The sequence below is a fragment of the Pseudonocardia sp. genome, assembly GCF_025465255.1.
In the GTDB taxonomy this organism is placed as follows: domain Bacteria; phylum Actinomycetota; class Actinomycetes; order Mycobacteriales; family Pseudonocardiaceae; genus Pseudonocardia.
This window is the reverse complement of record NZ_JAODNI010000092.1, coordinates 40811-60659: the sequence shown is the minus strand read 5'-3', so window position 1 is coordinate 60659 and position 19849 is coordinate 40811. Positions and strand designations below refer to the sequence as shown.

23 protein-coding genes are annotated in these 19849 nt (G+C 73.1%); 5 read left to right on the top strand and 18 right to left on the bottom strand.

Annotated elements, in window-relative coordinates:
* Positions 1 to 38: 38 nt before the first annotated feature.
* The 6 genes from JWP64_RS10180 to JWP64_RS10155 all read right to left on the bottom strand — a co-directional run bounded on the left by JWP64_RS10180 (position 39) and on the right by JWP64_RS10155 (position 5331).
* Positions 39 to 1295, bottom strand: a complete 1257-nt coding sequence (locus tag JWP64_RS10180) for an aminotransferase class III-fold pyridoxal phosphate-dependent enzyme (RefSeq protein ID WP_297495136.1) — start codon at positions 1293 to 1295, stop codon at positions 39 to 41.
* A 121-nt stretch (positions 1296 to 1416) separates the two neighbouring features.
* Entirely contained in the window at positions 1417 to 2343 is a 927-nt protein-coding gene (locus JWP64_RS10175; protein WP_297495131.1) for an AEC family transporter, read from the bottom strand.
* 150 nt (positions 2344 to 2493) lie between these two features.
* Complete coding sequence (locus JWP64_RS10170) at positions 2494 to 3216, bottom strand: GntR family transcriptional regulator (protein WP_297495128.1); 723 nt, start codon at positions 3214 to 3216, stop codon at positions 2494 to 2496.
* A 7-nt stretch (positions 3217 to 3223) separates the two neighbouring features.
* On the bottom strand, positions 3224 to 3955 hold the full coding sequence (locus tag JWP64_RS10165) for a maleate cis-trans isomerase (protein ID WP_297495125.1): 732 nt from the start codon (positions 3953 to 3955) through the stop codon (positions 3224 to 3226).
* 51 nt (positions 3956 to 4006) lie between these two features.
* Complete coding sequence (locus JWP64_RS10160) at positions 4007 to 4792, bottom strand: Asp/Glu racemase (protein WP_297495122.1); 786 nt, start codon at positions 4790 to 4792, stop codon at positions 4007 to 4009.
* Positions 4793 to 4818: 26 nt separating this feature from the next.
* On the bottom strand, positions 4819 to 5331 hold the full coding sequence (locus JWP64_RS10155) for a DUF3830 family protein (RefSeq protein WP_297495119.1): 513 nt from the start codon (positions 5329 to 5331) through the stop codon (positions 4819 to 4821).
* A 156-nt stretch (positions 5332 to 5487) separates the two neighbouring features.
* Between JWP64_RS10155 and JWP64_RS10150 the strand changes: the two genes are divergently transcribed.
* Together JWP64_RS10150 and JWP64_RS10145 are read left to right on the top strand one after the other, a co-directional pair.
* A complete protein-coding gene (locus JWP64_RS10150; protein ID WP_297495117.1) occupies positions 5488 to 6426 on the top strand; it encodes a D-2-hydroxyacid dehydrogenase in 939 nt (312 codons plus the stop codon).
* Positions 6427 to 6431: 5 nt separating this feature from the next.
* Positions 6432 to 7844 (top strand): amidase, encoded by a 1413-nt coding sequence (locus JWP64_RS10145; RefSeq protein WP_297495114.1) that lies wholly within the window; start codon positions 6432 to 6434, stop codon positions 7842 to 7844.
* A gap of 31 nt (positions 7845 to 7875) precedes the next feature.
* Here JWP64_RS10145 and tatB read toward each other — a convergent pair whose 3' ends face one another.
* From tatB to sigE, 4 genes are all read right to left on the bottom strand, one after another.
* Positions 7876 to 8286, bottom strand: coding sequence for a Sec-independent protein translocase protein TatB (gene tatB / locus JWP64_RS10140; protein WP_297495111.1), 411 nt, complete (start codon positions 8284 to 8286; stop codon positions 7876 to 7878).
* A 19-nt stretch (positions 8287 to 8305) separates the two neighbouring features.
* Complete coding sequence (locus JWP64_RS10135) at positions 8306 to 9916, bottom strand: trypsin-like peptidase domain-containing protein (RefSeq protein WP_297495109.1); 1611 nt, start codon at positions 9914 to 9916, stop codon at positions 8306 to 8308.
* A 92-nt stretch (positions 9917 to 10008) separates the two neighbouring features.
* Positions 10009 to 10794 carry a hypothetical protein gene (locus JWP64_RS10130; protein ID WP_297495107.1) on the bottom strand — a complete coding sequence of 262 codons (786 nt, stop codon included), beginning with the start codon at positions 10792 to 10794 and terminating at the stop codon, positions 10009 to 10011.
* The gene (gene sigE / locus JWP64_RS10125; RefSeq protein WP_297495105.1) at positions 10791 to 11453 is read right to left on the bottom strand and encodes an RNA polymerase sigma factor SigE; all 663 of its coding nucleotides are present in this window, start codon (positions 11451 to 11453) and stop codon (positions 10791 to 10793) included. The genes JWP64_RS10130 and sigE overlap by 4 nt, the downstream gene beginning before the upstream one ends.
* A 243-nt stretch (positions 11454 to 11696) precedes the next feature.
* Between sigE and JWP64_RS10120 the strand changes: the two genes are divergently transcribed.
* On the top strand, positions 11697 to 12362 hold the full coding sequence (locus JWP64_RS10120) for an O-methyltransferase (protein WP_297495102.1): 666 nt from the start codon (positions 11697 to 11699) through the stop codon (positions 12360 to 12362).
* A gap of 4 nt (positions 12363 to 12366) precedes the next feature.
* Here JWP64_RS10120 and glgC read toward each other — a convergent pair whose 3' ends face one another.
* On the bottom strand, positions 12367 to 13596 hold the full coding sequence (gene glgC / locus JWP64_RS10115) for a glucose-1-phosphate adenylyltransferase (RefSeq protein WP_297495100.1): 1230 nt from the start codon (positions 13594 to 13596) through the stop codon (positions 12367 to 12369).
* Between the two features lie 150 nt (positions 13597 to 13746).
* Between glgC and glgA the strand changes: the two genes are divergently transcribed.
* Positions 13747 to 14907 carry a glycogen synthase gene (gene glgA, locus JWP64_RS10110; RefSeq protein WP_297495098.1) on the top strand — a complete coding sequence of 387 codons (1161 nt, stop codon included), beginning with the start codon at positions 13747 to 13749 and terminating at the stop codon, positions 14905 to 14907.
* Between the two features lie 46 nt (positions 14908 to 14953).
* Here the strand turns inward: glgA and JWP64_RS10105 are convergent, their stop codons facing one another.
* A complete protein-coding gene (locus JWP64_RS10105; protein WP_297495097.1) occupies positions 14954 to 15508 on the bottom strand; it encodes a CGNR zinc finger domain-containing protein in 555 nt (184 codons plus the stop codon).
* Positions 15509 to 15585: 77 nt separating this feature from the next.
* Between JWP64_RS10105 and JWP64_RS10100 the strand changes: the two genes are divergently transcribed.
* Complete coding sequence (locus JWP64_RS10100) at positions 15586 to 15771, top strand: hypothetical protein (protein WP_297495095.1); 186 nt, start codon at positions 15586 to 15588, stop codon at positions 15769 to 15771.
* Positions 15772 to 15868: 97 nt separating this feature from the next.
* Here JWP64_RS10100 and JWP64_RS10095 read toward each other — a convergent pair whose 3' ends face one another.
* The 6 genes from JWP64_RS10095 to folP form a co-directional block, all read right to left on the bottom strand.
* Positions 15869 to 16039, bottom strand: a complete 171-nt coding sequence (locus JWP64_RS10095; protein ID WP_297495092.1) for a DUF3117 domain-containing protein — start codon at positions 16037 to 16039, stop codon at positions 15869 to 15871.
* Between the two features lie 202 nt (positions 16040 to 16241).
* On the bottom strand, positions 16242 to 16823 hold the full coding sequence (locus tag JWP64_RS10090) for a DNA-3-methyladenine glycosylase I (RefSeq protein WP_297495089.1): 582 nt from the start codon (positions 16821 to 16823) through the stop codon (positions 16242 to 16244).
* 50 nt (positions 16824 to 16873) lie between these two features.
* On the bottom strand, positions 16874 to 17392 hold the full coding sequence (locus JWP64_RS10085; protein WP_297495086.1) for an SRPBCC family protein: 519 nt from the start codon (positions 17390 to 17392) through the stop codon (positions 16874 to 16876).
* Positions 17389 to 17778, bottom strand: a complete 390-nt coding sequence (locus tag JWP64_RS10080) for a DivIVA domain-containing protein (protein ID WP_297495083.1) — start codon at positions 17776 to 17778, stop codon at positions 17389 to 17391. Before JWP64_RS10080 ends, JWP64_RS10085 begins: the two co-directional genes overlap by 4 nt.
* Positions 17779 to 17819: 41 nt before the next feature.
* Entirely contained in the window at positions 17820 to 18779 is a 960-nt protein-coding gene (locus tag JWP64_RS10075) for a glucosyl-3-phosphoglycerate synthase (RefSeq protein WP_297495080.1), read from the bottom strand.
* A 213-nt stretch (positions 18780 to 18992) separates the two neighbouring features.
* Positions 18993 to 19805, bottom strand: coding sequence for a dihydropteroate synthase (gene folP / locus JWP64_RS10070; RefSeq protein WP_297495347.1), 813 nt, complete (start codon positions 19803 to 19805; stop codon positions 18993 to 18995).
* Positions 19806 to 19849 lie beyond the last annotated feature (44 nt).

Sequence of the window (19849 nt, the reverse complement as noted above, 5' to 3'; positions counted from 1 at the left end):
GAGCGAAAGTGCCGTTCGTGCGTTCCCCCGGGGGTCGGTCAGCCCACGGCGTCGCCGAGGGCCTTGGTCCAGAGCGCGACGCCCTCGTCGATCTGCTCGGCGTTCACCACCAGCGGCGGGATCATCCGCACGACGTTGCCGAACGGGCCGCAGGTCAGCAGCAGCAGGCCCTGCTCGGCCGCCGCGGCGTGCGCCCGCACGGCCGTGGCGGCGTCGGGCGTGCCGTCGGGGGCGGTGAACTCGATGCCGACCATCAGACCGAGCCCGCGCACGTCGCCGACGACCGGGACGTCCGCCGCGGCGGCGCGGACGGCGTCGAGCAGCTTCCTGCCCTGGGTCGCCGCGTTCTCGACGAGCCCCTCCTCCTGCACCACGTCCAGGGTCGCGATCGCGGCGGCGCAGGCCACCGCGTTGCCGCCGTAGGTCCCGCCCTGCGAGCCCGGGCGCGCCTTCGCCATCAGGTCCCGCGGCGCGGCGATCGCGGACAGCGGGAAGCCGCTGGCCAGGCCCTTGGCGGTGATCAGGATGTCCGGGGTGGCGCCGGCGGCGTGCTGGTGGCCCCAGAACCTCCCGGTGCGGCCGTAGCCGGTCTGCACCTCGTCGGCGATCAGCAGGATGCCGTGGCGGTCGGCGCGCTCGCGCAGGCCCTGCAGGAAGGCCGGCGGGGTCGGCACGTAGCCGCCCTCGCCGAGGACCGGCTCGATGATGAACGCGGCGACGTCCGCGGCGGGCGCGGTGGTGACCAGCTGCCGGTCGAGCTCCTTGAGCGCGAACTCGACGGCCTGCTCCTCGGACCAGCCGTAGCGGTACGCGTACGGGAACGGCGCGAACGCGACGCCGCCCATCATCGGGCCGATGCCGGAGCGGATCTTCGCGCCGGAGGTGGTCAGCGCGGCCGCGCCCATGGTGCGCCCGTGGAAGCCGCCGTCGAACGCCAGGATCAGCGGCCGGCCGGTGGCGTGCCGGGCGAGCCGCACGGACGCCTCGACGGCCTCGCTGCCGGAGTTGGCGAAGAACACGCTGTCGATGCCCTCGGGCAGCACCTCGCCGAGCCGCTCGGTGAGCGTCAGCAGGGGCCGGTGCATGACCGTCGTGTACTGGCCGTGGATCAGTGTCGCGACCTGCTCCTGGGCCGCCGCGACGACCTTGGGGTGGCAGTGTCCGGTGCTGGTCACGCCGATGCCCGCGGTGAAGTCGAGGTACCGGCGGCCGTCGGTGTCGTAGAGGTGGACGCCCTCGCCGCGCGCGGCCTGGACCGGGGTGGCCTGGGTGAGCATCGGGGACAGCTGTGCCATGAAGAGGGCTCCCTGGACGGATCGAGCAGTACGAGCTAGGCAGATGATTGTCGGGTTGTCGACAATCTGGGTCGATGGAACCATGGGACGTCGCTTGCGGCAAGACGAGACCGGCCGCCGCTCAGGCCAGGATCGCCACGATCGCGATCAGCACGGGCACGCTGAGGATCGTCGTGGTGAGCGCCGCGTCCCGGCCCAGGACCACTCCCTGGTCGAACCGGACCGCGTAGCCGAAGACGTTCTGCGCGGTCGGTAGCGCCGCCAGGACCACCACCGCGAGCAGCGCGTGCCCCTCCAGGCCGAGGATCGGCCCCGCGATCAGGTACGCGATCAGCGGGTGCAGCACGGTCTTGATCAGCACGATCGACAGCAGCAGTGGCCGGGACTCCCCCGAGCCGGGCCGCGCCGCACCCCGCAGCGAGATCCCGAACGCCAGCAGCATGCCGGGCACGGCGAGGTCCGCGATCAGCTGGATCGGCGCCATCACGGGTTCGGGCGGGTGGAAGTCGACGAGCGACGCGACGATGCCGATCCCGCTCGCCACCGCCAGCGGGTTCCGCAGCGGCGCGATGATCGTCCGCATCCGGGAGGGGCGTTCCCCGCTCGAGGACACGACGTCGAGCACGGTGGAGAACAGCGGCGTCAGCACGGCGAGCTGGAACAGCAGCACCGGGGCGACCTCGGCGGCGCTGCCCAGCGCGTACGTCGCGATCGGGATGCCGAGGTTGCCCGCATTGACGTAGCCGCTGGCCATCGCCCCGATCGCCGTCTCGCCCGCCGGGCGTTTGCGCCACCAGCGCCCGATCGGCACGTACAGCAGGCAGGCCAGCGAGCTCGACCCGGCGGTGACGATCAGCGCCTCGGAGAACACCGCCCGGACGTCCGCCGCCTGCAGGGTGACGAACAGCAGGGCCGGGCTGGCGACGAAGAACGCGGTGCGGGACAGGACCTGGGTGGCCGACGGGCCGAGCACCCCCGCGCGCCCGATCAGGTAGCCGACGCCCACGACGACGCCGATGACGAGGAACCCCTCGAGGATGCCGCTCACCGGAGGTCGCTCGCGGCGGAGATCACTGGGCCGTCACGCCTGACCAGGTTACGGCGGTTCCCCGGGTTCAGGGCCGCCGGGGAGGACAGACCACAGGTCACCGGGGGTCGTGCGCGGGGAACCTCGTTCTAGCGAGGTTCCCCGCACAGGTCAGGCGGGGACGGCTCCGGTCGGGTCGGGTTCGTCCGTGGTCAGGTCCGCGACGGCCGTGACGTCCAGGATCCGCGCGACCGCATCCGCCATGTGCGCCTCGAGCATCCCCACGAACCGGGCGGCGTCCCCGTCCCGCAGCGCGTCGCGGAGCGTGCGGTGCTCGTCGAGCAGGTCCTCCGCCGGCGGGGCGGTCTGCTGCAGCGCGGCCAGGCACATCCGCGTCTCGACGAGCAGTGCGCGGGCCATCCGGTGCAGCCGCGGGCTTCCGGACGCGGCGACGAGCTCGGCGTGGAAGTCGTGGTCCGCGTCCGCCAGCGCGACGGCGTCCCCCGCGGCCGCGGCGGCCTCCATCGTCGCGAGCGCCGCGGTGAGCCGCGCGACCGCGGCGCTGCGGTCCCCCTCGGCGAGCAGCAGCAACGCCGCGGCCCGCTCGACGGCGGTCCGGGCCGTGTAGACGTCCTGCACGTCCGCCGCGTCGAGGTCCCGGACGAACAGCCCGCGGTGCCGTTCGCTGCGCAGCAGCCCCTCGGCGACGAGCCGCTGCATCGCCTCGCGCAGAGGCCCGCGACTCACCCCCAGGCGGTTCGCGAGTTCGACCTCCCCGAGCTGGGTCCCGGGCGGGAAGGTCCCGCGCATGATCGCCGTGCGGATGCGGTCCGCGACGATCGCCGCCGTCGACCGCCGCTCCAGGGGCTCCAGCCCGCTCGTGTCCAGCTCCATGAGCCCCTCAGTTCCCGGCGAACAAGGCGCCGAAGCCGTTCCGCCGCTCGTCCTGCCCGGCGAGTCGCAGACCCTGCCAGATGCTCACCTGGTTGGCCGTCAGCACCGGCTTGCCCACCCGCGCGTCGAGGGCGTCGAGCAGGTCGACCGTGTGCAGCGCCGTGTCCGGCAGCAGGACGGCCTGCGCGTCCGCGTGGTCCGCGGCCGCGGCGAAGTCCAGCACCAGGTCCCCGGGCAGCGTCCCGACCTCGGCGGCGGTGACGATCCCGCGCGCCGAGAGGGTCAGGACCGTGATCCCGGCCTTGCCGAGGAACTCGACGAACCGCTGCGCCACGTCGTCCGGGTAGGTGGCCCCGACGGCGACCCTGGTGACCCCGAGCCGCCGGCAGGCGTCGACGAAGGCGAACGACGTGCTCGACGCCGGCACCCCCGCCACCTTCCGCAGCGCGTCGACCTGCGCCGCGGCGCCGTCCCAGCCGAAGACGAAGCTGCCGGACGTGCAGGCCCAGATGATCGAGTCCAGCGGCCCGGCCTGCTCCGCGACGGCCCGGGCACCGTCCGCGAGGATCTCGTCCCCGCCGACGTCCAGCAGCGCGTCGACGCGGTGCGCGTCCTCCCGCATCAGGGTGTGCACGAGCGGGAGGCGGGCGTCGCCGAGGAGCTGCTCGGCGCGCGGGTAGTCGTCCTCGGCGGAGAAGCCGGGGTAGAGGATGCCGACGGTCGGCGTGCCAGTGCTCATGCCCTCATGATTGTCGACAACCGGACAACATGTCGAGTCCCTCGGCCTGTGTCACGCCATCGACAGCTGCTGCCCGGGCGCGGAGAGCAGCCGGCCGCCGCCGACCGCCTGCCGGCCGATCGCCCGCAGCGACGCCCACATCGTCACCTGGTTCGCCGTCAGCACCGGCTTGCCCAGCGCCTGCTCGAGCGGCTCGATGATGTCGTAGGTGGGCAGGTTGGTGCAGCTGATGAACAGCGCTTCGGCCTCCGGCCGGTCCACCGCGCGGACGATGTCGACGACCTGGTCGTAGCTCACGCGCCAGATGTTGCCGAGCAGCCCGAGCCCCTCGCTCGCCACCGTCGCCACCCCGTGGTCCGCGAGGTAGGTGACCAGCCGGGTCGTCACCGCCTCGATGTACGGCGTCGCGATCGCGAGCCGGGTGACGCCGAGGAGCTGCAACGCGTCGATCAGCGCCCCGCTCGTGGTCGACGCGGTGGGCGCGCCGGCCTCGAGCATCGTCCGGCGGAGCACGTACTCGCCCTGGACGCCGCTGACGAAGCTGCCCGACGTGCACGCGAACGTTACGGTGCCGGGCCGCGGCGTCAGCACGTCCCGGGTCGCCCGGCGCACCGCCCGGCGGTCCCCGACCGCGACGGCCATCTGGACCGTCACCGGCGTCGTGAAGAACGGCAGCCGGGTCAGGTAGAGGGAGACGTCCTCGGGCACCCAGCGCCACAGCTCGCGATCCAAGGCGAAGTCGAACGGCGCGACGACGCCGACGCCCGGCGCGTCGGGATCGGCGGGTCTCTCACCGTGCGCGGACTCGACGAGGCCGACGGAGAGCTCAGCGGGCACGGGGACTCCAAGAGAAGGTCCGAGCGCTACTCGGACGACTGCTCGGGGGCACGCTCGTAGACGAGCCGCTCCCCCACACTGCCGGAGCGCCACACGTCGTGGCACGCCTCCGCCATCGCGTCGAGATTCTCCACGATGGTGGCGTAGACGTTCCCGGGCACCCAGCCCACATCGCCGTTGAGCAGCAGGTTGTTCCGGCCGTAGAAGATCGCCAGGTCGATCCCGCCCTGGGCCTGGTCGATGTCCTGGTCCTGCTTGAACGAGGCGTCGAGCATGCCGCCGTGGAAGTCGAAGTAGCAGACGTCGCCGGGGATCGGGGTGACCGTCGGGTGCTCCTGGCCGATCGTCGGGCCGAACCGCGGGACGATCGAGTAGACCTCGTTGCGCGCGTACTTGGCGTGCTGGGCGGGCCCACCCAGCGGGCCGTCGGCCAGCGCCTCCCACACCGCGGCCGCGGTCCGCGGGGCGTCCTTCTCCAGCAGCTCGGCGACACAGGAGACGCCACGGCGCTCGAGGGAGATCCTGATGAACTTCGGCAACGCACACACCTCGGAGAAGCGGTCGGGAGCACGGGGACGGCCACGCAGGTGATCTCCACGCGGATTGTTGACAATCATACGAGCGCTTCCTAGCGTGTCAATCGCCTCCCCGCCTCCGGAAGGATCTTCTGCGTGCCCGTTTCTGCAGGTCAACCGGTGATTGCCGTGCTCACCGGCGGCGATCGGCCGGCCGGTCTGGAAGAACGCGCGGACGGGGCCGAGATCCGGTTTGCGAGCGAATCGACCCTCGCCGCCGCGCTGCCTGGGGCGGACGTCCTGCTGACCTGGGATTTCCTCTCCCACGCCGTCCCCGGCGCCTGGCACGCCGCGGACTCGGTCCGCTGGGTGCACACCGCGAGCGCGGGCGTGGACAAGGTCACCTTCCCCGAGCTGCTCGCCTCGGACGCCGTGCTGACGAACTCACGCGGCATCTTCGACCGCCCGATGGCCGAGTACGTGCTCGGCTGCGTGCTGGCGTTCGCCAAGGACCTGCCCGGGACGCTCGCGCTGCAGTCCCGCGCGCAGTGGCGGCACCGCGAGACCGAGGGCGTCGCCGGGAAGCGCGCCACGGTCGTCGGCAGCGGGCCGATCGGACACGCGATCGCGGACCTGCTCCGGGCCGTCGGACTGCGGACCGAGCTGGTCGGCCGGCGCGGCGGGGAGGGCGTGCACCCCTTCGACGCGCTCGACGGCCTGCTGCCCACCACGGACTTCCTGGTCCTGGCCGCCCCGCTCACGGACACCACGCGCGGGATGCTGGACAAGGCCGCGCTCGACGCCCTGCCGGACTCCGCGCGGGTGATCAACGTCGGACGAGGGGGGCTCGTCGTCGAGCAGGACCTGATCGCCGCGTTGGCGGGCCGCCGGATCGCCGGTGCCGCGCTGGACGTGTTCGAGACCGAGCCCCTGCCGGACGACTCCCCCCTGTGGGCGATGCCGAACGTGATCGTCTCCCCGCACATGTCCGGCGACGTCGTCGGCTGGCGGGACCTGCTCGTCGACCTGTTCCTCGACAACCTCACCCGCTACCGCGCCGGCGAGCCGCTGCGCAACGTCGTCGACAAGAGCCTCGGCTACGTCTCCGGAAAGGGCTGATCCCCGTGTCCACCCCCACCAGGACCACCGCCGACCTCTCGGCCGCCGACCTGCTCGCCGCCTACCGGACCGGGGAGCTCTCGCCCGTGGAGGCCACCCGGGACGCGCTCGACCGGATCGCCGCGCTGAACGACACCGTCAACGCCTTCAACCTGGTCGACGCCGAGGGCGCACAGACCTCGGCCAAGGAGTCCGAGGCCCGCTGGCAGGCGCGAACGCCGTGCGGGCCGCTGGACGGCGTGCCGACCTCGATCAAGGACATCCTGCTGACGACCGGCTGGCCGACCCGCCGCGGCTCGCGCACCTCAGCCGACGCGCCCGCCGAGGTCGACGGGCCGCCGGTCGCGCGGGTGCGCGAGGCCGGGGCGGTGCTGCTGGGCAAGACGACGACCCCGGAGCTGGCCTGGAAGGGCGTCACGGACTCCCCGCTCACCGGGGTCACGACCAACCCCTGGGACCCGACACTGACGTCCGGCGGGTCCAGCGGCGGCAGCGCCGCGGCCGTCGGGCTGGGCATGGGCGCGCTGTCCCTCGGCACGGACGGCGGCGGCTCGGTCCGCATCCCCGCCGCGTTCACCGGGACCGTCGCCCACAAGCCGACCTACGGCCGCGTCGCGCACCACCCGGGCAGCCCCTTCGGCACGCTCGCGCACGTCGGGCCGATGACCCGGACCGCGGCGGACGCCGCGCTGCTGCTCGACGTGATCTCCGGCTTCGACGGCCGCGACCCCTGGCTGCTCTCCCCGTACGCCCGGACGTTCGCGGACACGCTGGCCGACGGTGTCGACGGGCTGCGGATCGCGGTCAGCCCGACGCTGGGCTTCGCGACCGTGGACCCCGAGGTCGAGGCCGCCTTCGAGGCGGCCGCGGACGTCTTCGCCGCGCTCGGCGCGACGGTCGAGCGCGCGGAGCCCGGGTTCGCGGACCCGGTCGAGCCCTTCCACGTGCTGTGGTTCTCCGGCGCCGCCAAGACGATCGAGAACCTGGGCCCGGGGGCGCGGGCGCAGATGGACCCGTCGCTGGTGGAGATCGCGGAGCAGGGCGCGCGGTACAGCGCCCTGGACTACCTGACCGCGATGGCCGTCCGGAACGACCTCGGGACGCTGATGGGCGCGTTCCACGCCGAGTACGACCTGCTGCTCACCCCGACGCTCCCGATCCCGGCGTTCGCCGGCGGGCTCGAGGTGCCGCCCGGGTCACCGGACCCGCGGTGGACGTCCTGGACGCCCTTCACCTACCCGTTCAACATGACCCAGCAGCCCGCCGCGAGCGTCCCCTGCGGGTTCACCTCGGCCGGGTTGCCCGTGGGGCTGCAGATCGTGGGCCCACGGCACGCGGACGGCCGGGTGCTGGCCGCGGCGCACGCGTTCGAGACGGCGACGGACCACCACACCCGCCGCCCGCCGCTGCTCGGCTGAGCTCGGACCCCGACCGGCAGGAAAGCCTGGGTCAGGTCGCGTCGGGGTCGATCGGGGGGCGCTCGTTCGGGGCGAGCTTCTCGGGCTGCGGCGCCGCCGCCGGATGCGGCTGCGGGGTCACGCTGCCGCCGTTCGCTCCCGGAGCGTGGCCGTTGGGCTTCTCGCCGAACAGGTCGCCGTCGTCGAAGAGGCTCCGGCGGACCGCGGTGCGGGGGTTGAAGTTCCGCAGGCCGCGGAGGTCCTCGAGGGGTTTGCGCAGCTCGTCGAACTCCGGGCCGAGCTCGTTGCGCAGCTGGTCCTTCGCGCCAGTGGCGTACTCGCGGACCTGCCGGATGGTCTTGCCCAGCCACGCCGCGGCGGCCGGCAGCCGCTCGGGGCCCAGGATGAACAGGCCCGCCACGATGAGGACCAGGATCTCGCCCCAGCCGACGGAGTCGAACACGCGACCAGCCTACTCGGATCTAGTCGGACGCCAGGGTGGCCGTCACCGTCAGCGGCCGGCCGTCCCGGACCAGCTGGATCGGCACGACGTCCCCGGGGTTGCGTTCCCGGACCGCGACGACGAGCTCGTCCGCTCCGGCGACGGACCGGTCCGCGACCTTCACGATCACGTCCCCCTCGAGGATCCCGGCCACGGCGGCCGCCCCGCCCTGCACGACGTTCTGCACCTCCGCGCCGTCGGAGGCGCCGTCGGTGACCGAGCGGGTGTTGACGCCCAGGTCCGCGTGCTTGACGACGCCGGTGCCGATGAGCTCCTCCGCGATGACCCGGGCGTCGTCGATCGGGATGGCGAAGCCGAGGCCGATGGAACCGCCCTCGTCCTGCGTCGCGCCGAGGCTGCGGATCGCGCTGTTGATCCCGACGACGGCACCGGTGGAGTCCACGAGCGGCCCGCCGGAGTTGCCGGGGTTGATCGCGGCGTCGGTCTGGACGGCGTCGATGACCGCCACGTCCGAGCCGTCGCCGTCGAGCCGGATGGGCCGGTCGACGGCGCTGACGATGCCCTCGGTGACCGTGCCGGCCAGGCCGAGCGGCGACCCGATGGCGATCACCCCGTCCCCGACGACCAGCGACTTCGACGTCCCGATGGTCGCGACGGTCGGGTTGGTGACCCGCACCTTGACCACCGCCAGGTCCGTCTTCGGGTCCCGGCCGACGATCTGCGCCGGGGCCCGGGTGCCGTCGCTGAACACGGCCTCGATGGTCGCGCCCTGCGCGCCCGCGGCCGGGGCGATGACGTGGTTGTTGGTGAGCACGTAACCGGCCTGGTCGATCACGACGCCGGAACCGGTCCCGCTCTCCTGCCCCACCTTGACGTCGATGGAGACGACCGCTGGGAGGACCCGCTGCGCGATGTCCGCGACCGAGCCGGGCGGGCGTTCCTTGCCGTCCGACGTCGCGGTCAGGGTGACGCCGGGCTCGGTGAGCGAGTTGGCGCCCTCCGCGGTGTAGCGGCCGACGAGCCCGCCGACGGCCCCGATGAGCAGCGCGACGATGCCGAGCAGGGCCAGGGCCTTCGGGGCGACGCGGCGACCGAACAGCAGCTCCCGGACGCTGAGCCGGGCGCCGACGCGGGCCGGCATGCTGGCACCGGGGGTCTCCTCACCGGGCTGCGGCGGGCCGAGTTCGACCGGCGTCCCGGGGTTCCGCCAGGGGTCCTGCTGGGCGCCGGAGTTCCAGAAGGGGTCCGCGCCGTCACCGTCGGCGCCGCCGGCCTCGACGGGCGGGCGTTGCAGGGTGGGTCCGCCGGTCGCGGGACGGCCGAAGGCCGTGGCCAGGGCGGCGGTGGGGGCCGGGGCGCGCCGGGCGCGGCCGTTGCTGCCGAGCGTCGAGGCGAAGGCCCCGTCGACCCCGTCCGGCCGGGCGAAGGCGGCGGCGGTGCCCGGGTCGACGGGCGGCCGCTCGATCGGGCGTGGACTCAGCCGCGGCGGGCCGCCCGCACCTTCGGCACGGAGATCGGCGATCTCGGCCCCGGACGCGTCCTGTCGGGGTGCGTCCTGTCGGGGTGCGTCCTGCGGGGGCACGGACGAGTCCGGCTCGGCGCGCTCGCGCGCGTCCTGCTCGTCTGACATCGCAGGCCGGCTCCAGGGGACGGGACTGATCGGACCCGCTCAGCCTGCCGGATACGGGGTGAAGTCCGCGTAGCCGGGCCGGGCGGGAGAGCTCAGCGCAGACCGGCCGGCGGGAACGACGCCGGGACGGCCGCGCGCTCGTCCTGGCGGAGCTCGGCGGGGAGGATCGGGGCGGCGGTCGGGGTGGCCGAGGCGGACGGCGTCGAGACCGCGCGGCTCGTGGCGCCCTGGGTGCCCTGCAGACGTGCGGCCGGCACGACGCCGCCGGCGCCGCCGAGCACCGCCCCGCCGAGGACCCCGCGCGGAGCCGGGACGCCGGTGTGCACGACGCCGGCGGACGGGACCGCGCCGAGCGCGAGCGCCCCGAGGGCGAGCCCCGAGACGGCGCCGACCGCGCCGACGCGCAGCCGGCGGACGCGACCGGCCTGCGGGTGCTCGTCGGACCGGTCCGGGAGGCCGTCGGGCAGCCCGGCCGGCGCGTCGGGGAGCGTGGGGCCGAAGGGCCGCCGGACGGAGACGGCGGGCCGGACGACGTCCGGCATCCGCTCGGGCCGCAGCACCGAGACGAGCGTGCCGTCCGCGGTCATGGCGAGACCGGGCGGCGACGGGGGCAGCTCGGCGTCGTGCGGGATGGACTGCAGGGCTGCGAGCAGCGAGGACGGGACCGTCGGGTCGTCCGCACCGCGCAGCCGCGTCCGGACCTGCCGCTGGACGCGCACCTCGGCGGTGCACTCCAGGCATTCGCGGACGTGGGCGGTGGCCCGCTCGTGGGCACCGGCGGCGAGCTCGCCGTCGACGAAGGCCACCACCGCGTCCGAGGACAGGTGGTCCGTGCCCCAGCCGGGTCCGCGGACGAACCTGCGGCGCGCCTCGGTCATCGACCCGCTACCTCCCCGGCCATCACCAGCTCACCCCGACCACCTCTCCACAGCTGCTCGCCCTCCGCGCGGCGACGCTCGAGCGCACCGCGCAGCTGAGCGCGACCACGGTGGATCCTGCTCCTCACGGTACCCAGCTTCACGCCGAGCGTGGCGCCGATCTCCTCGTAGGAGAGGCCTTCCACGTCACACAGCACGACCGCGGCCCGGAACTCCGGGGGCAGCTCGTCCAGCGCGTCCTGCAGCATCGGGTCCAGGTGGGTCTCCGAGAAGACCGTCTCCGGCTCCGGGCCGCCGCCCGGGAGCCGGTCCGTGTCCTCGGGCAGGCCCTCCATGCGCACGCGGGCGCGGCGGCGGACCATGTCCAGGAACAGGTTCGTGGTGATCCGGTGCAGCCAGCCCTCGAAGGTGCCGGGCTTGTAGTTCGCGAGCGAGCGGAAGACCCGGATGAAGGTCTCCTGGGTGAGGTCCTCCGCGTCGTGAGGGTTGCCGCTGAGCCGGTACGCGAGCCGGTAGACCCGGTCCGCGTGCTCTCGGACGACCTCGTCCCAGCTCGGCGGGGTCCATTCGGGCCCTTCGCCGGGCAGCGACACGGAGCCCGGCGACGAGGACGTCACCGTTTCCGCGTCGAAGCCCACGGTGGCCGGTCGGTCGGTCATCGGGGGAGCGCACCTCCTGCGGCGGGTCGTGCCTTCGTGGCGACGAGCGAATTGCGGGGGTTCCCCGGTTCGCCGGTGTGAAACCGACGACCCCGGTTCCACGCTCCACACGGTGCCCCACCCCCATGACAGAAGTGTGAGATCCGACTGAGAAGAGCCTGTGAAATCTCCCGACACACGAAATTTCCCGATCTTCCTCCCCGTCCGCGCGGTGGCCGGGCCTGCGCACAGTAAGTTCGTGCCATGACCGGCCCCCTGGCGGCGAACGAGCGGGCGGACCGCCCGATGGGCACCGCCGACGGCTACCTCGCCGAGGACGACGTCCTGGCGTCCGCCCGCGCCCGCGGGGACGCGGCGGGCGCGACCCCGGTGACCAGCGGTGTCGGTGCCGCGCTGGCGTTCCTGGCCGCGACGACGTCGGCGAAGGCGGTCGTGGAGATCGGCACCGGAGCGGGCGTGAGCGGGCTCTGGCTGCTCCGCGGGATGTCCGGGGACGGCACGCTGACCTCGATCGACGTCGACCCCGAGCTCCAGCGGGCGGCCCGCCGCTCGTTCCTCGACGCCGGTTACGGCCCGTCCCGGCTCCGGCTGATCAACGGCATGGCCCTCGAGGTCCTCCCCCGGCTCACCGACGGCGGCTACGACCTGGTGTTCGTCGACGCCGTGCCCACCGAGTACCCGCGGTACCTCGAGGAGGCCGTCCGGCTGATCCGGCCGGGCGGCGTCGTCGTGCTGGAGGGCGTGCTCGCGGACCCCGGGATCGACCGCGCCGGCCACGACGGCCACGAACGCGCCGACATCGCCGCCGCGGCGCTGCAGGAGGTCGCGGACCTCGCCCGGGACGACGAACGCCTGGTCGCGGCCCTGCTCCCGCTGGGGCAGGGCCTGCTCTGCGCGACGCGCGTCTGACTCCTCAGAGGGCGGTGACGCCCTTGCCGAGGACGACGACCCCGCCCGGGCTCACCGTGTAGCGCGCCCGGTCCAGGGCCAGGTCGACGCCGATCAGCGCGCCGTCGGGCACCACGACGTTCTTGTCCAGGATCGCGCGGCGCACCACGGCGCCCCGGCCGATCTTCACCCCCGGCAGGATCACCGAGTCCGACACCTCGGCGCCGGCCTGGATCGTCACGTTCGGGCTGATCGTGGACCGGCGGACGATCGCGCCGGAGATGATCGTGCCCGCGCCGACGATGGAGTCCTGCGCGATCCCGCCCTCGACGAACTTGGCCGGCGGCAGCGGCGGCGTCGCCGTGCGGATCGGCCAGCGCTCGTTGTAGAGGTTGAAGATCGGGTGCACCGAGACGAGGTCGGTGTGCGAGTCGTAGTAGGCGTCGATCGTGCCGACGTCGCGCCAGTAGCCGCGGTCGCGGTCCGTCTCGCCGGGGACGACGTTGTCCGCGAAGTCGTAGACGTGCGCCTCGCCCTCGTTGACCAGCCGCGGGATGATGTCCCCGCCCATGTCATGGTCCGAGTCCGGGTCCTCGGCGTCGGCCCGCAGCGCGTCGATGAGCGTCTCCGTGGTGAACACGTAGTTGCCCATCGAGGCGAACGTGACCTCGGGGTCGTCCGGGACGTGCGGCGGGTCCGACGGCTTCTCGAGGAACCCGACGATCTTGCCTTCCGCGTCCGAGTCGATGCAGCCGAAGGCCTTGGCCTCCATCCGCGGCACCCGGATCCCGGCGACGGTGACGCCCGCCCCGGTCTCGATGTGCTGCGCGATCATCTGGCTCGGGTCCATGCGGTACACGTGGTCCGCGCCGAAGACCGCGATGTAGTCCGGCCTCTCGTCGTAGACGAGGTTGAGGCTCTGGAAGATCGCATCCGCGCTGCCGGTGTACCAGCGGCGGCCGAGCCGCTGCTGCGCCGGGACCGTGGTGATGTACTGCCCGAGCACACTCGAGAGCCGCCACGTGGTGGAGATGTGCCGGTCCAGCGAGTGCGACTTGTACTGCGTCAGCACGCAGATCCGGTGCACCCCGGCGTTCACCAGGTTGGAGAGCACGAAGTCGATCAGGCGGTAGTTGCCGCCGAACGGCACACCCGGTTTCGCGCGGTCCGCCGTCAGCGGCCACAGCCTCTTGCCCTCACCGCCGGCCAGGACGATGCCGAGCACGTTCGCCGGCATGCCTCCGGGGGTCAGCATCCGGGAGGACGTCATCGCCTGCCGCCCTTCCCGGACGGCCCGTCCAGCAGTCGCACGGTCACGGTGGAGACCCTAGTGCGCCCGGCGGGTGCTGGGCCACACCGAGAAGGCCCTGTGTCGGCGGCCGATCAACCGATAGCGTGTGTCCGCGTGCGGATCGGTCTGCTCACCCGCGAATATCCCCCGGACGTCTACGGCGGCGCCGGGGTCCATGTCGCGCACCTCGTCCCTGCCCTCCGGGCCCTCGTCGACGTCGACGTGCACGCCTTCGGCGGCGCCGGCTCCCCACCCCGCGAGGGGGTGACGACCTACGCCACCCCGGGCGGCCTGGCCGGGGCGAACGCCGCGCTGCAGACGCTGGGCGTGGACCTGTCGATGGTCGCGGGGCTGCAGGACGCCGACGTCGCGCACTCCCACACCTGGTACGCGAACATGGCCGGGCACCTCGCGAAGATCCTCTACGGGATCCCGCACGTCGTCACCGCGCACTCGCTCGAGCCTCGACGCCCGTGGAAGGCCGAGCAGCTCGGCGGCGGCTACCGGCTCTCGTCCTGGGTGGAGAAGACCGCCTACGAGTCCGCGGACGCCGTGATCGCCGTCAGCCGGGGCATGCGGGACGACGTCCTGGACTGCTACCCCTCCCTCGACCCCGCCCGGGTCCACGTGGTTCACAACGGGATCGACACCGAGTTCTACCGGCCGGATCCCGGCCGGGACGCCGTCGTCGAGGCCGGGGTGGACCCGGACCGGCCGATCGTCGTGTTCGTCGGGCGGATCACCCGGCAGAAGGGTCTCGGGCACCTGGTCGCCGCGGCGCACTCGATCAACCCGGACGCCCAGATCGTGCTCTGCGCAGGCGCGCCGGACACCCCGGAGATCGCCGAGGAGACGGAGAAGGCGGTCAGCGAGCTGGCCTCCGCCCGGCCCGGTGTGATCTGGGTGCGACGCATGCTCGGCACTACCGAGGTCCGCCAACTGCTGTCCGCCGCGACGGTGTTCGTCTGCCCGTCGGTGTACGAGCCGCTGGGGATCGTCAACCTGGAGGCGATGGCGTGCGGCACGGCCGTCGTCGCCTCCGACGTGGGCGGGATCCCGGAGGTCGTCGAGGACGGCGTGACGGGGACCCTCGTGCACTATGACGAGCACGACACGGAGACCTTCCGCAGCGGGATCGCCGACGCCGTCAACGCCCTGCTCGCGGACCCCGCCCGCGCCGAGGCGATGGGCGTCGCGGGCCGCGAGCGGGCGGTACGGGAGTTCGCCTGGGAGCAGGCGGCCGAGCGCACGGTCGAGATCTACCGCAACCTGTAGACCGCCGAAGACAACGACTCGCGGTGTGAGGCCGCGCGAGTCGCGGTCAGCGGGACGAGCGCTGGCGGGCTCGGTGGGCGGCGACCGCGGAGCGGTTGGCGCAGGCCGGGGAGCAGTAGCGGCGGGCGGCGTTGCGGGAGGTGTCCGCGAAGACCCGCGAGCAGCCGTCCGCGGCGCAGACACCGTGCCGGTCCATCCCGTACTCGGACACCAGCATGGCGAGGGCGAAGGCGGTGGTGGAGCGGACCCGGTCCACCACGGCGGCGTCCGGCGGCGAGTAGTGCAGATGCCAGCTCTGGTCGTCGTGCCGGGTCAGGTGCGGGCCGATCACGACGTCCGCGAGCACCGCGTTCACCGCCGCCGCGGTCTCGTCGAGGTCCTCGGCGTCGAACACGGTGCGCAGCCGGTGCGCCCAGCCCCGCAACGTGGGCTCCACCGATGCGGGCGCCCGGCCCGCGAGGTAACCGTGGGCGAGCAGGACCTCGCGGAGCTGGTTCGGCGGCGCGCTCTCGCCGTTACGGCCCGCCGGCGCGGCCGTGACCGTGTTCACCAGTTCGACGGCAGCGCCGAGCGCGTCACTTCTGTAACCGATGAAGTCCACTGAGCTATTACTCCTGCTACCCTCTGGGCGTAAGGCGTCAACTAAAGACGCACATTACTCTCATCAGGAGTGCGACGATGCGCTGCACGCGCTGCGGCTGGCCGACGGACGAGGCCAGGACGCTCTCGACCCACCACACCTCCGAGGGCTGGGTCCGCTACCGGCTCTGCGTCTGCGGGGCGGTGTCGATCCAGCACCTGGAACTCGCCGACACGGGGGTGAGCGAGCAGGGCGTGCACGCCACGGCGGGCAGCGAGTCCTGACGCGCACGTCCGGGCAGCCGGTCCCGAGGAGCCTGCCCCGGACTTCCCGGTGCGGGCCCCGCGCCGCGGGAACGACACGGGCACCCACTTCCGGGGCTCAGCTGGGGGAGGCCGCCTTGAGGGCGTCGCCCAGATTGCTGGCCTCTTCGGGGGTCATCTCGACGACGAGCCGGCCGCCGCCCTCGAGCGGGACCCTCATCACGATGCCCCGACCCTCCTTGGTCACTTCCAGGGGTCCGTCGCCGGTCCGGGGCTTCATCGCCGCCATGTCCTGCTCCCTCCGTCGTCAGTTCTCGTGCAGGGCGCCGGTGCGCTGGGGAGCGCGCACGGCGGGATGGTGTGGCCATTCTCCCCCATCGCGGAGCGTGAGGTGCAACCGAGGCGATCAACGGTGCACGCCGGGGTGATGCGTGCACGCTGCGCAATCGCCGGATCACGGGCCGAACGCGGCGTCGGGAGAAGACCGTCCGTTATGGACGCGGAGCGTCCGGGGCCGCTCGCCAGCAGTCCGCGACGTGGTCGTCCACAAGCCCGGTGGCCTGCATCAGCGCGTAGCAGGTGGTGGGTCCGACGAACCGGAAGCCTCGCCGTTTGAGCTCCTTCGCCATGGCCTTCGACTCCCCGCTCGTGGCCGGTACCTCGGCGAGTGTCGCCGGGCGGATGCGGGTGGCCGGGTCCGGCGCGAACGACCACAGCAGCTCGTCGAGCGGCGTGTCGAGCTCGAGGACGGCCCGGGCGTTGTCGATCGCCGCATCGATCTTCAGACGGTTCCGGACGATGCCGGCGTCCGCCAGCAGCCGCGCGCGGTCCGCGTCGTCGAACTTCGCGACGGCCTCCGGGTCGAATCCCGCGAAGGCCTCCCGGAACGCCGGCCGCTTGCGCAGGATCACCAGCCACGAGAGCCCGGACTGGAAGCCCTCGAGCGTGAGCCGCTCGAAGAGCGCGACCTCGCCGCGCAGGGGACGGCCCCACTCGTCGTCGTGATAGGCGACGTACTCCGGGGCGGAGGTGGCCCATCCGCATCGGAGGCGCTCGCCAGCAGGTGTCGTCACGGGCGGCACGCTACCCGCGGGGTCCGACAGTTCCGTCGCGCTTTCCCCGGTCACCGCCGTGCGGTGTACCGCCGCTCGCACAGCCGGGCCATCTTCCGCAGCGCGAGCTGGACACCCGCCGCGAAGCCGGGCCGCACCAGCGGCCAGCCGAACCGGCCGACCGCCCCGAGCGGGAGGTCCAGCAGCTCGGTCCAGACGAACCGGGAGCGTTGCGGCCCTAGCTCGACGACCTCGAACACGCCGTCGCCGCGCACGACCTTCCCGGTGTGCAGGACGACGCAGCGCCAGGGCCCGTCGGAACCGGGAGCCGGCTCGCTCCACTCGGTGATCTCCATCGTGTCCAGGAAGCCGACCGGGCCGACGCCGGTGAAGGCGTCGAGGGTGGACCCGACGGACCGGCCGTCCCCTCCGGTGCGCCGGACGCGGGTCGCGGGGATCCACTCCCCCTGCGCCTCCCAGTCCGTCACGTAGGCCCAGACCACAGGGGCGGGCGCCCGGACGTCGACGGTCAGGGTCAGCTCGCGACGGCCGTGCGGAGCCGGCGTCCCGCCGGTGGACGGCTCGCTCACGGGCGCGGCCCCTCGTGCTCGGACGGGCCGACGCGCCGGTGGGTGCCGCCGGTCGCGCGCCGCGCGGCCGGTATCGCGGGACCGGATTCCAGTTCGTCGACGCGGGCCGACAGCGCATCGCGTTCGCTCGTGAGCAGGTCCAGCTCGTCCGCCAGGCGTTCGAGCACCCAGTCCACCTCGCCCATCCGGTACCCGCGCACGACCTGTTGGAAGCGCAGGTCCCGCACGTCCACCCCGCGGACGGACTCCGCGGGCAGCCGGGTCGGTGTCGCCCCCGGCGCCAGCGGGGCCAACTCCTCGCCCCGGCCGAAGACCATGGCCGCGAGCACGAACACCACCGCCGCCACCGCCGCGACGACGAGCAGGTAGATCAGAGCTGTCCCCACCACGCCATCCCATCACGGGGTGGGGAACGACGCGACAGGGCTCAGGCGACCTGGTCCGGCTGCCGGGCGGGCAGGACCTCCCGCATCGGCGGCCGCTCGGTGGCGACCAGCTCCCGGCTGTTCGGGACCCATTCGCCTCCGACCTGCACGAACTGCGTCAGCGGTGCGCCGGTGTCCGGCAGCCCCGTGCGGCGCAGCGCCGTGGCCGTGATCTGCCGGGACATGACCCCGAGGTCCATGAGGTTGCGGTTGCGGTGCTTGCGCACCCCGAGGTTCACCTGGGCGATGGCGTCGAGGCCCAAGCTGTCGACCGTGTCGAGCAGCAGCCCGATCTCCACCCCGTAGCTCGTGGCGAAGGGGACGGACTCGAGCAGCGCGCGGGTGCCCGCGTACTCGCCGCCGAGCGGCTGGACGATGCCGGCGAGCTCCGGGCGGAGGGCGGACAGCAGCGGGCGGGCGACGAGCTCGGTGACCCGGCCGCCGCCGTGGTCCAGCGACTCGACCTCGGTGACCTCGAGGCGCAGCGGCCGCCGGTAGAAGCCCTTCACCAGGTGCACGCCGTCCGCCAGCAGCAGCGGGCCGAGCAGCGACGGGACGAACCCGGGGTCGAAGTCGACAAGATCCGAGTCGATGAAGCAGATGACGTCGCCGTCGGTGGCGGCGAGCGAACGCCAGAGCACCTCACCCTTACCGGGAACCGGCTCGAGATGCGGCACGACATCGGTGCGCAGCGCGACGCGGGCACCGTTCTCGCGCGCTATCTCGATGGTGCGGTCCTCGGACCCGGAATCCATCACCAGTAGGTCGTCGACCAAGGCCCGGTCCCCCGTGGTGAAAGGCGCGATGCCGGCGACGATGGCGCCGATGGTCGCTTCCTCGTTCAACGCGGGAAGGACGACGGACACCCTGCGGCCACGCTTCGCGGCGATCAGGTCGTCGACGGTCCAGTCCGGGGCCTGCCAGGTGCGACGGGCGAACCAGTCCTCGGTGATCGGCTGCATGGTTCTCCTCGGGTCGGGTCTCGGAACGCGGTCAGCGCGTCGACGTAAGGATCAACTGGGATTCCAAGTCGTGGTGCGAGTACTCGATTAGTTCCATTGCGGATTACTGTTCACGACACGACTCGTTACAGCGCGGTTAAGAGCATCCGAACCGGACTGCCATTGAAGTGTCGGTCAGAGATAAACCCAACTTCCGGGTGATTTCCCTCCGTACTACGCCAGCGCGCGGACGGTCCGCGCCGGAAGACGGGTACCCAGAATGGACGCGACCATGTCCACGGTGCGCCGGGTCTCCACGATCTGGTGCGCGCGGAACACCCGCGCGCCCGCCGCCGCGGCCAGCGCCGTCGCGGCCAGCGTGCCCTCGATGCGCTCCTCCAGCGGGACGCCCAGGGTCTCCCCCACGAAATCCTTGTTGGACAGGGCCATCAGCACCGGCCAGCCCGTCGCGACGAGAGTGTCGCAGTGCCGCAGCAGGGCCAGCCCGTGGAAGGTGTTCTTGCCGAAGTCGTGGGTCGGGTCGATGAGGATGCCCTCGCGCGGCACCCCCATCGCGAGCAGCCGTTCCGCCTGGCCGGTGACCTCCTCCACCACGTCCGCGACGACGTCCGCGTAGCGCACCCGGTGCGGCCGCAGCCGGGGCACGGCGCCCCCGGTGTGCGAGCAGACGATCCCCACGCCGGTCTCGGCCGCGACCTCGGCGAGCGTCGGGTCCGTCCCGGCCCACGTGTCGTTGAGCAGGTCCGCGCCCTCCGCGACGGCGAGCCGGCCGACGGCGCCGCGCCAGGTGTCGACGCTGATCACGACGTCGGGGTGCCGCTCGCGCACGGCGGCGACGAACGGCACGACCCGGCGGACCTCCTCGTCGACGTCCACGACGTCCCCCGGGCCGGCCTTCACACCCCCGATGTCGACGATGTCCGCGCCCTCGGCGACGGCCCGGTCGACCTTCGCCATCGCGGCATCGTCGGAGAACGTGGCGCCGCGGTCGTAGAACGAGTCCGGCGTGCGGTTCACGATGGCCATGACCAGCGCGCGGTCCTGTGCCGGGGTCCGGGTGCCGAAGCGGA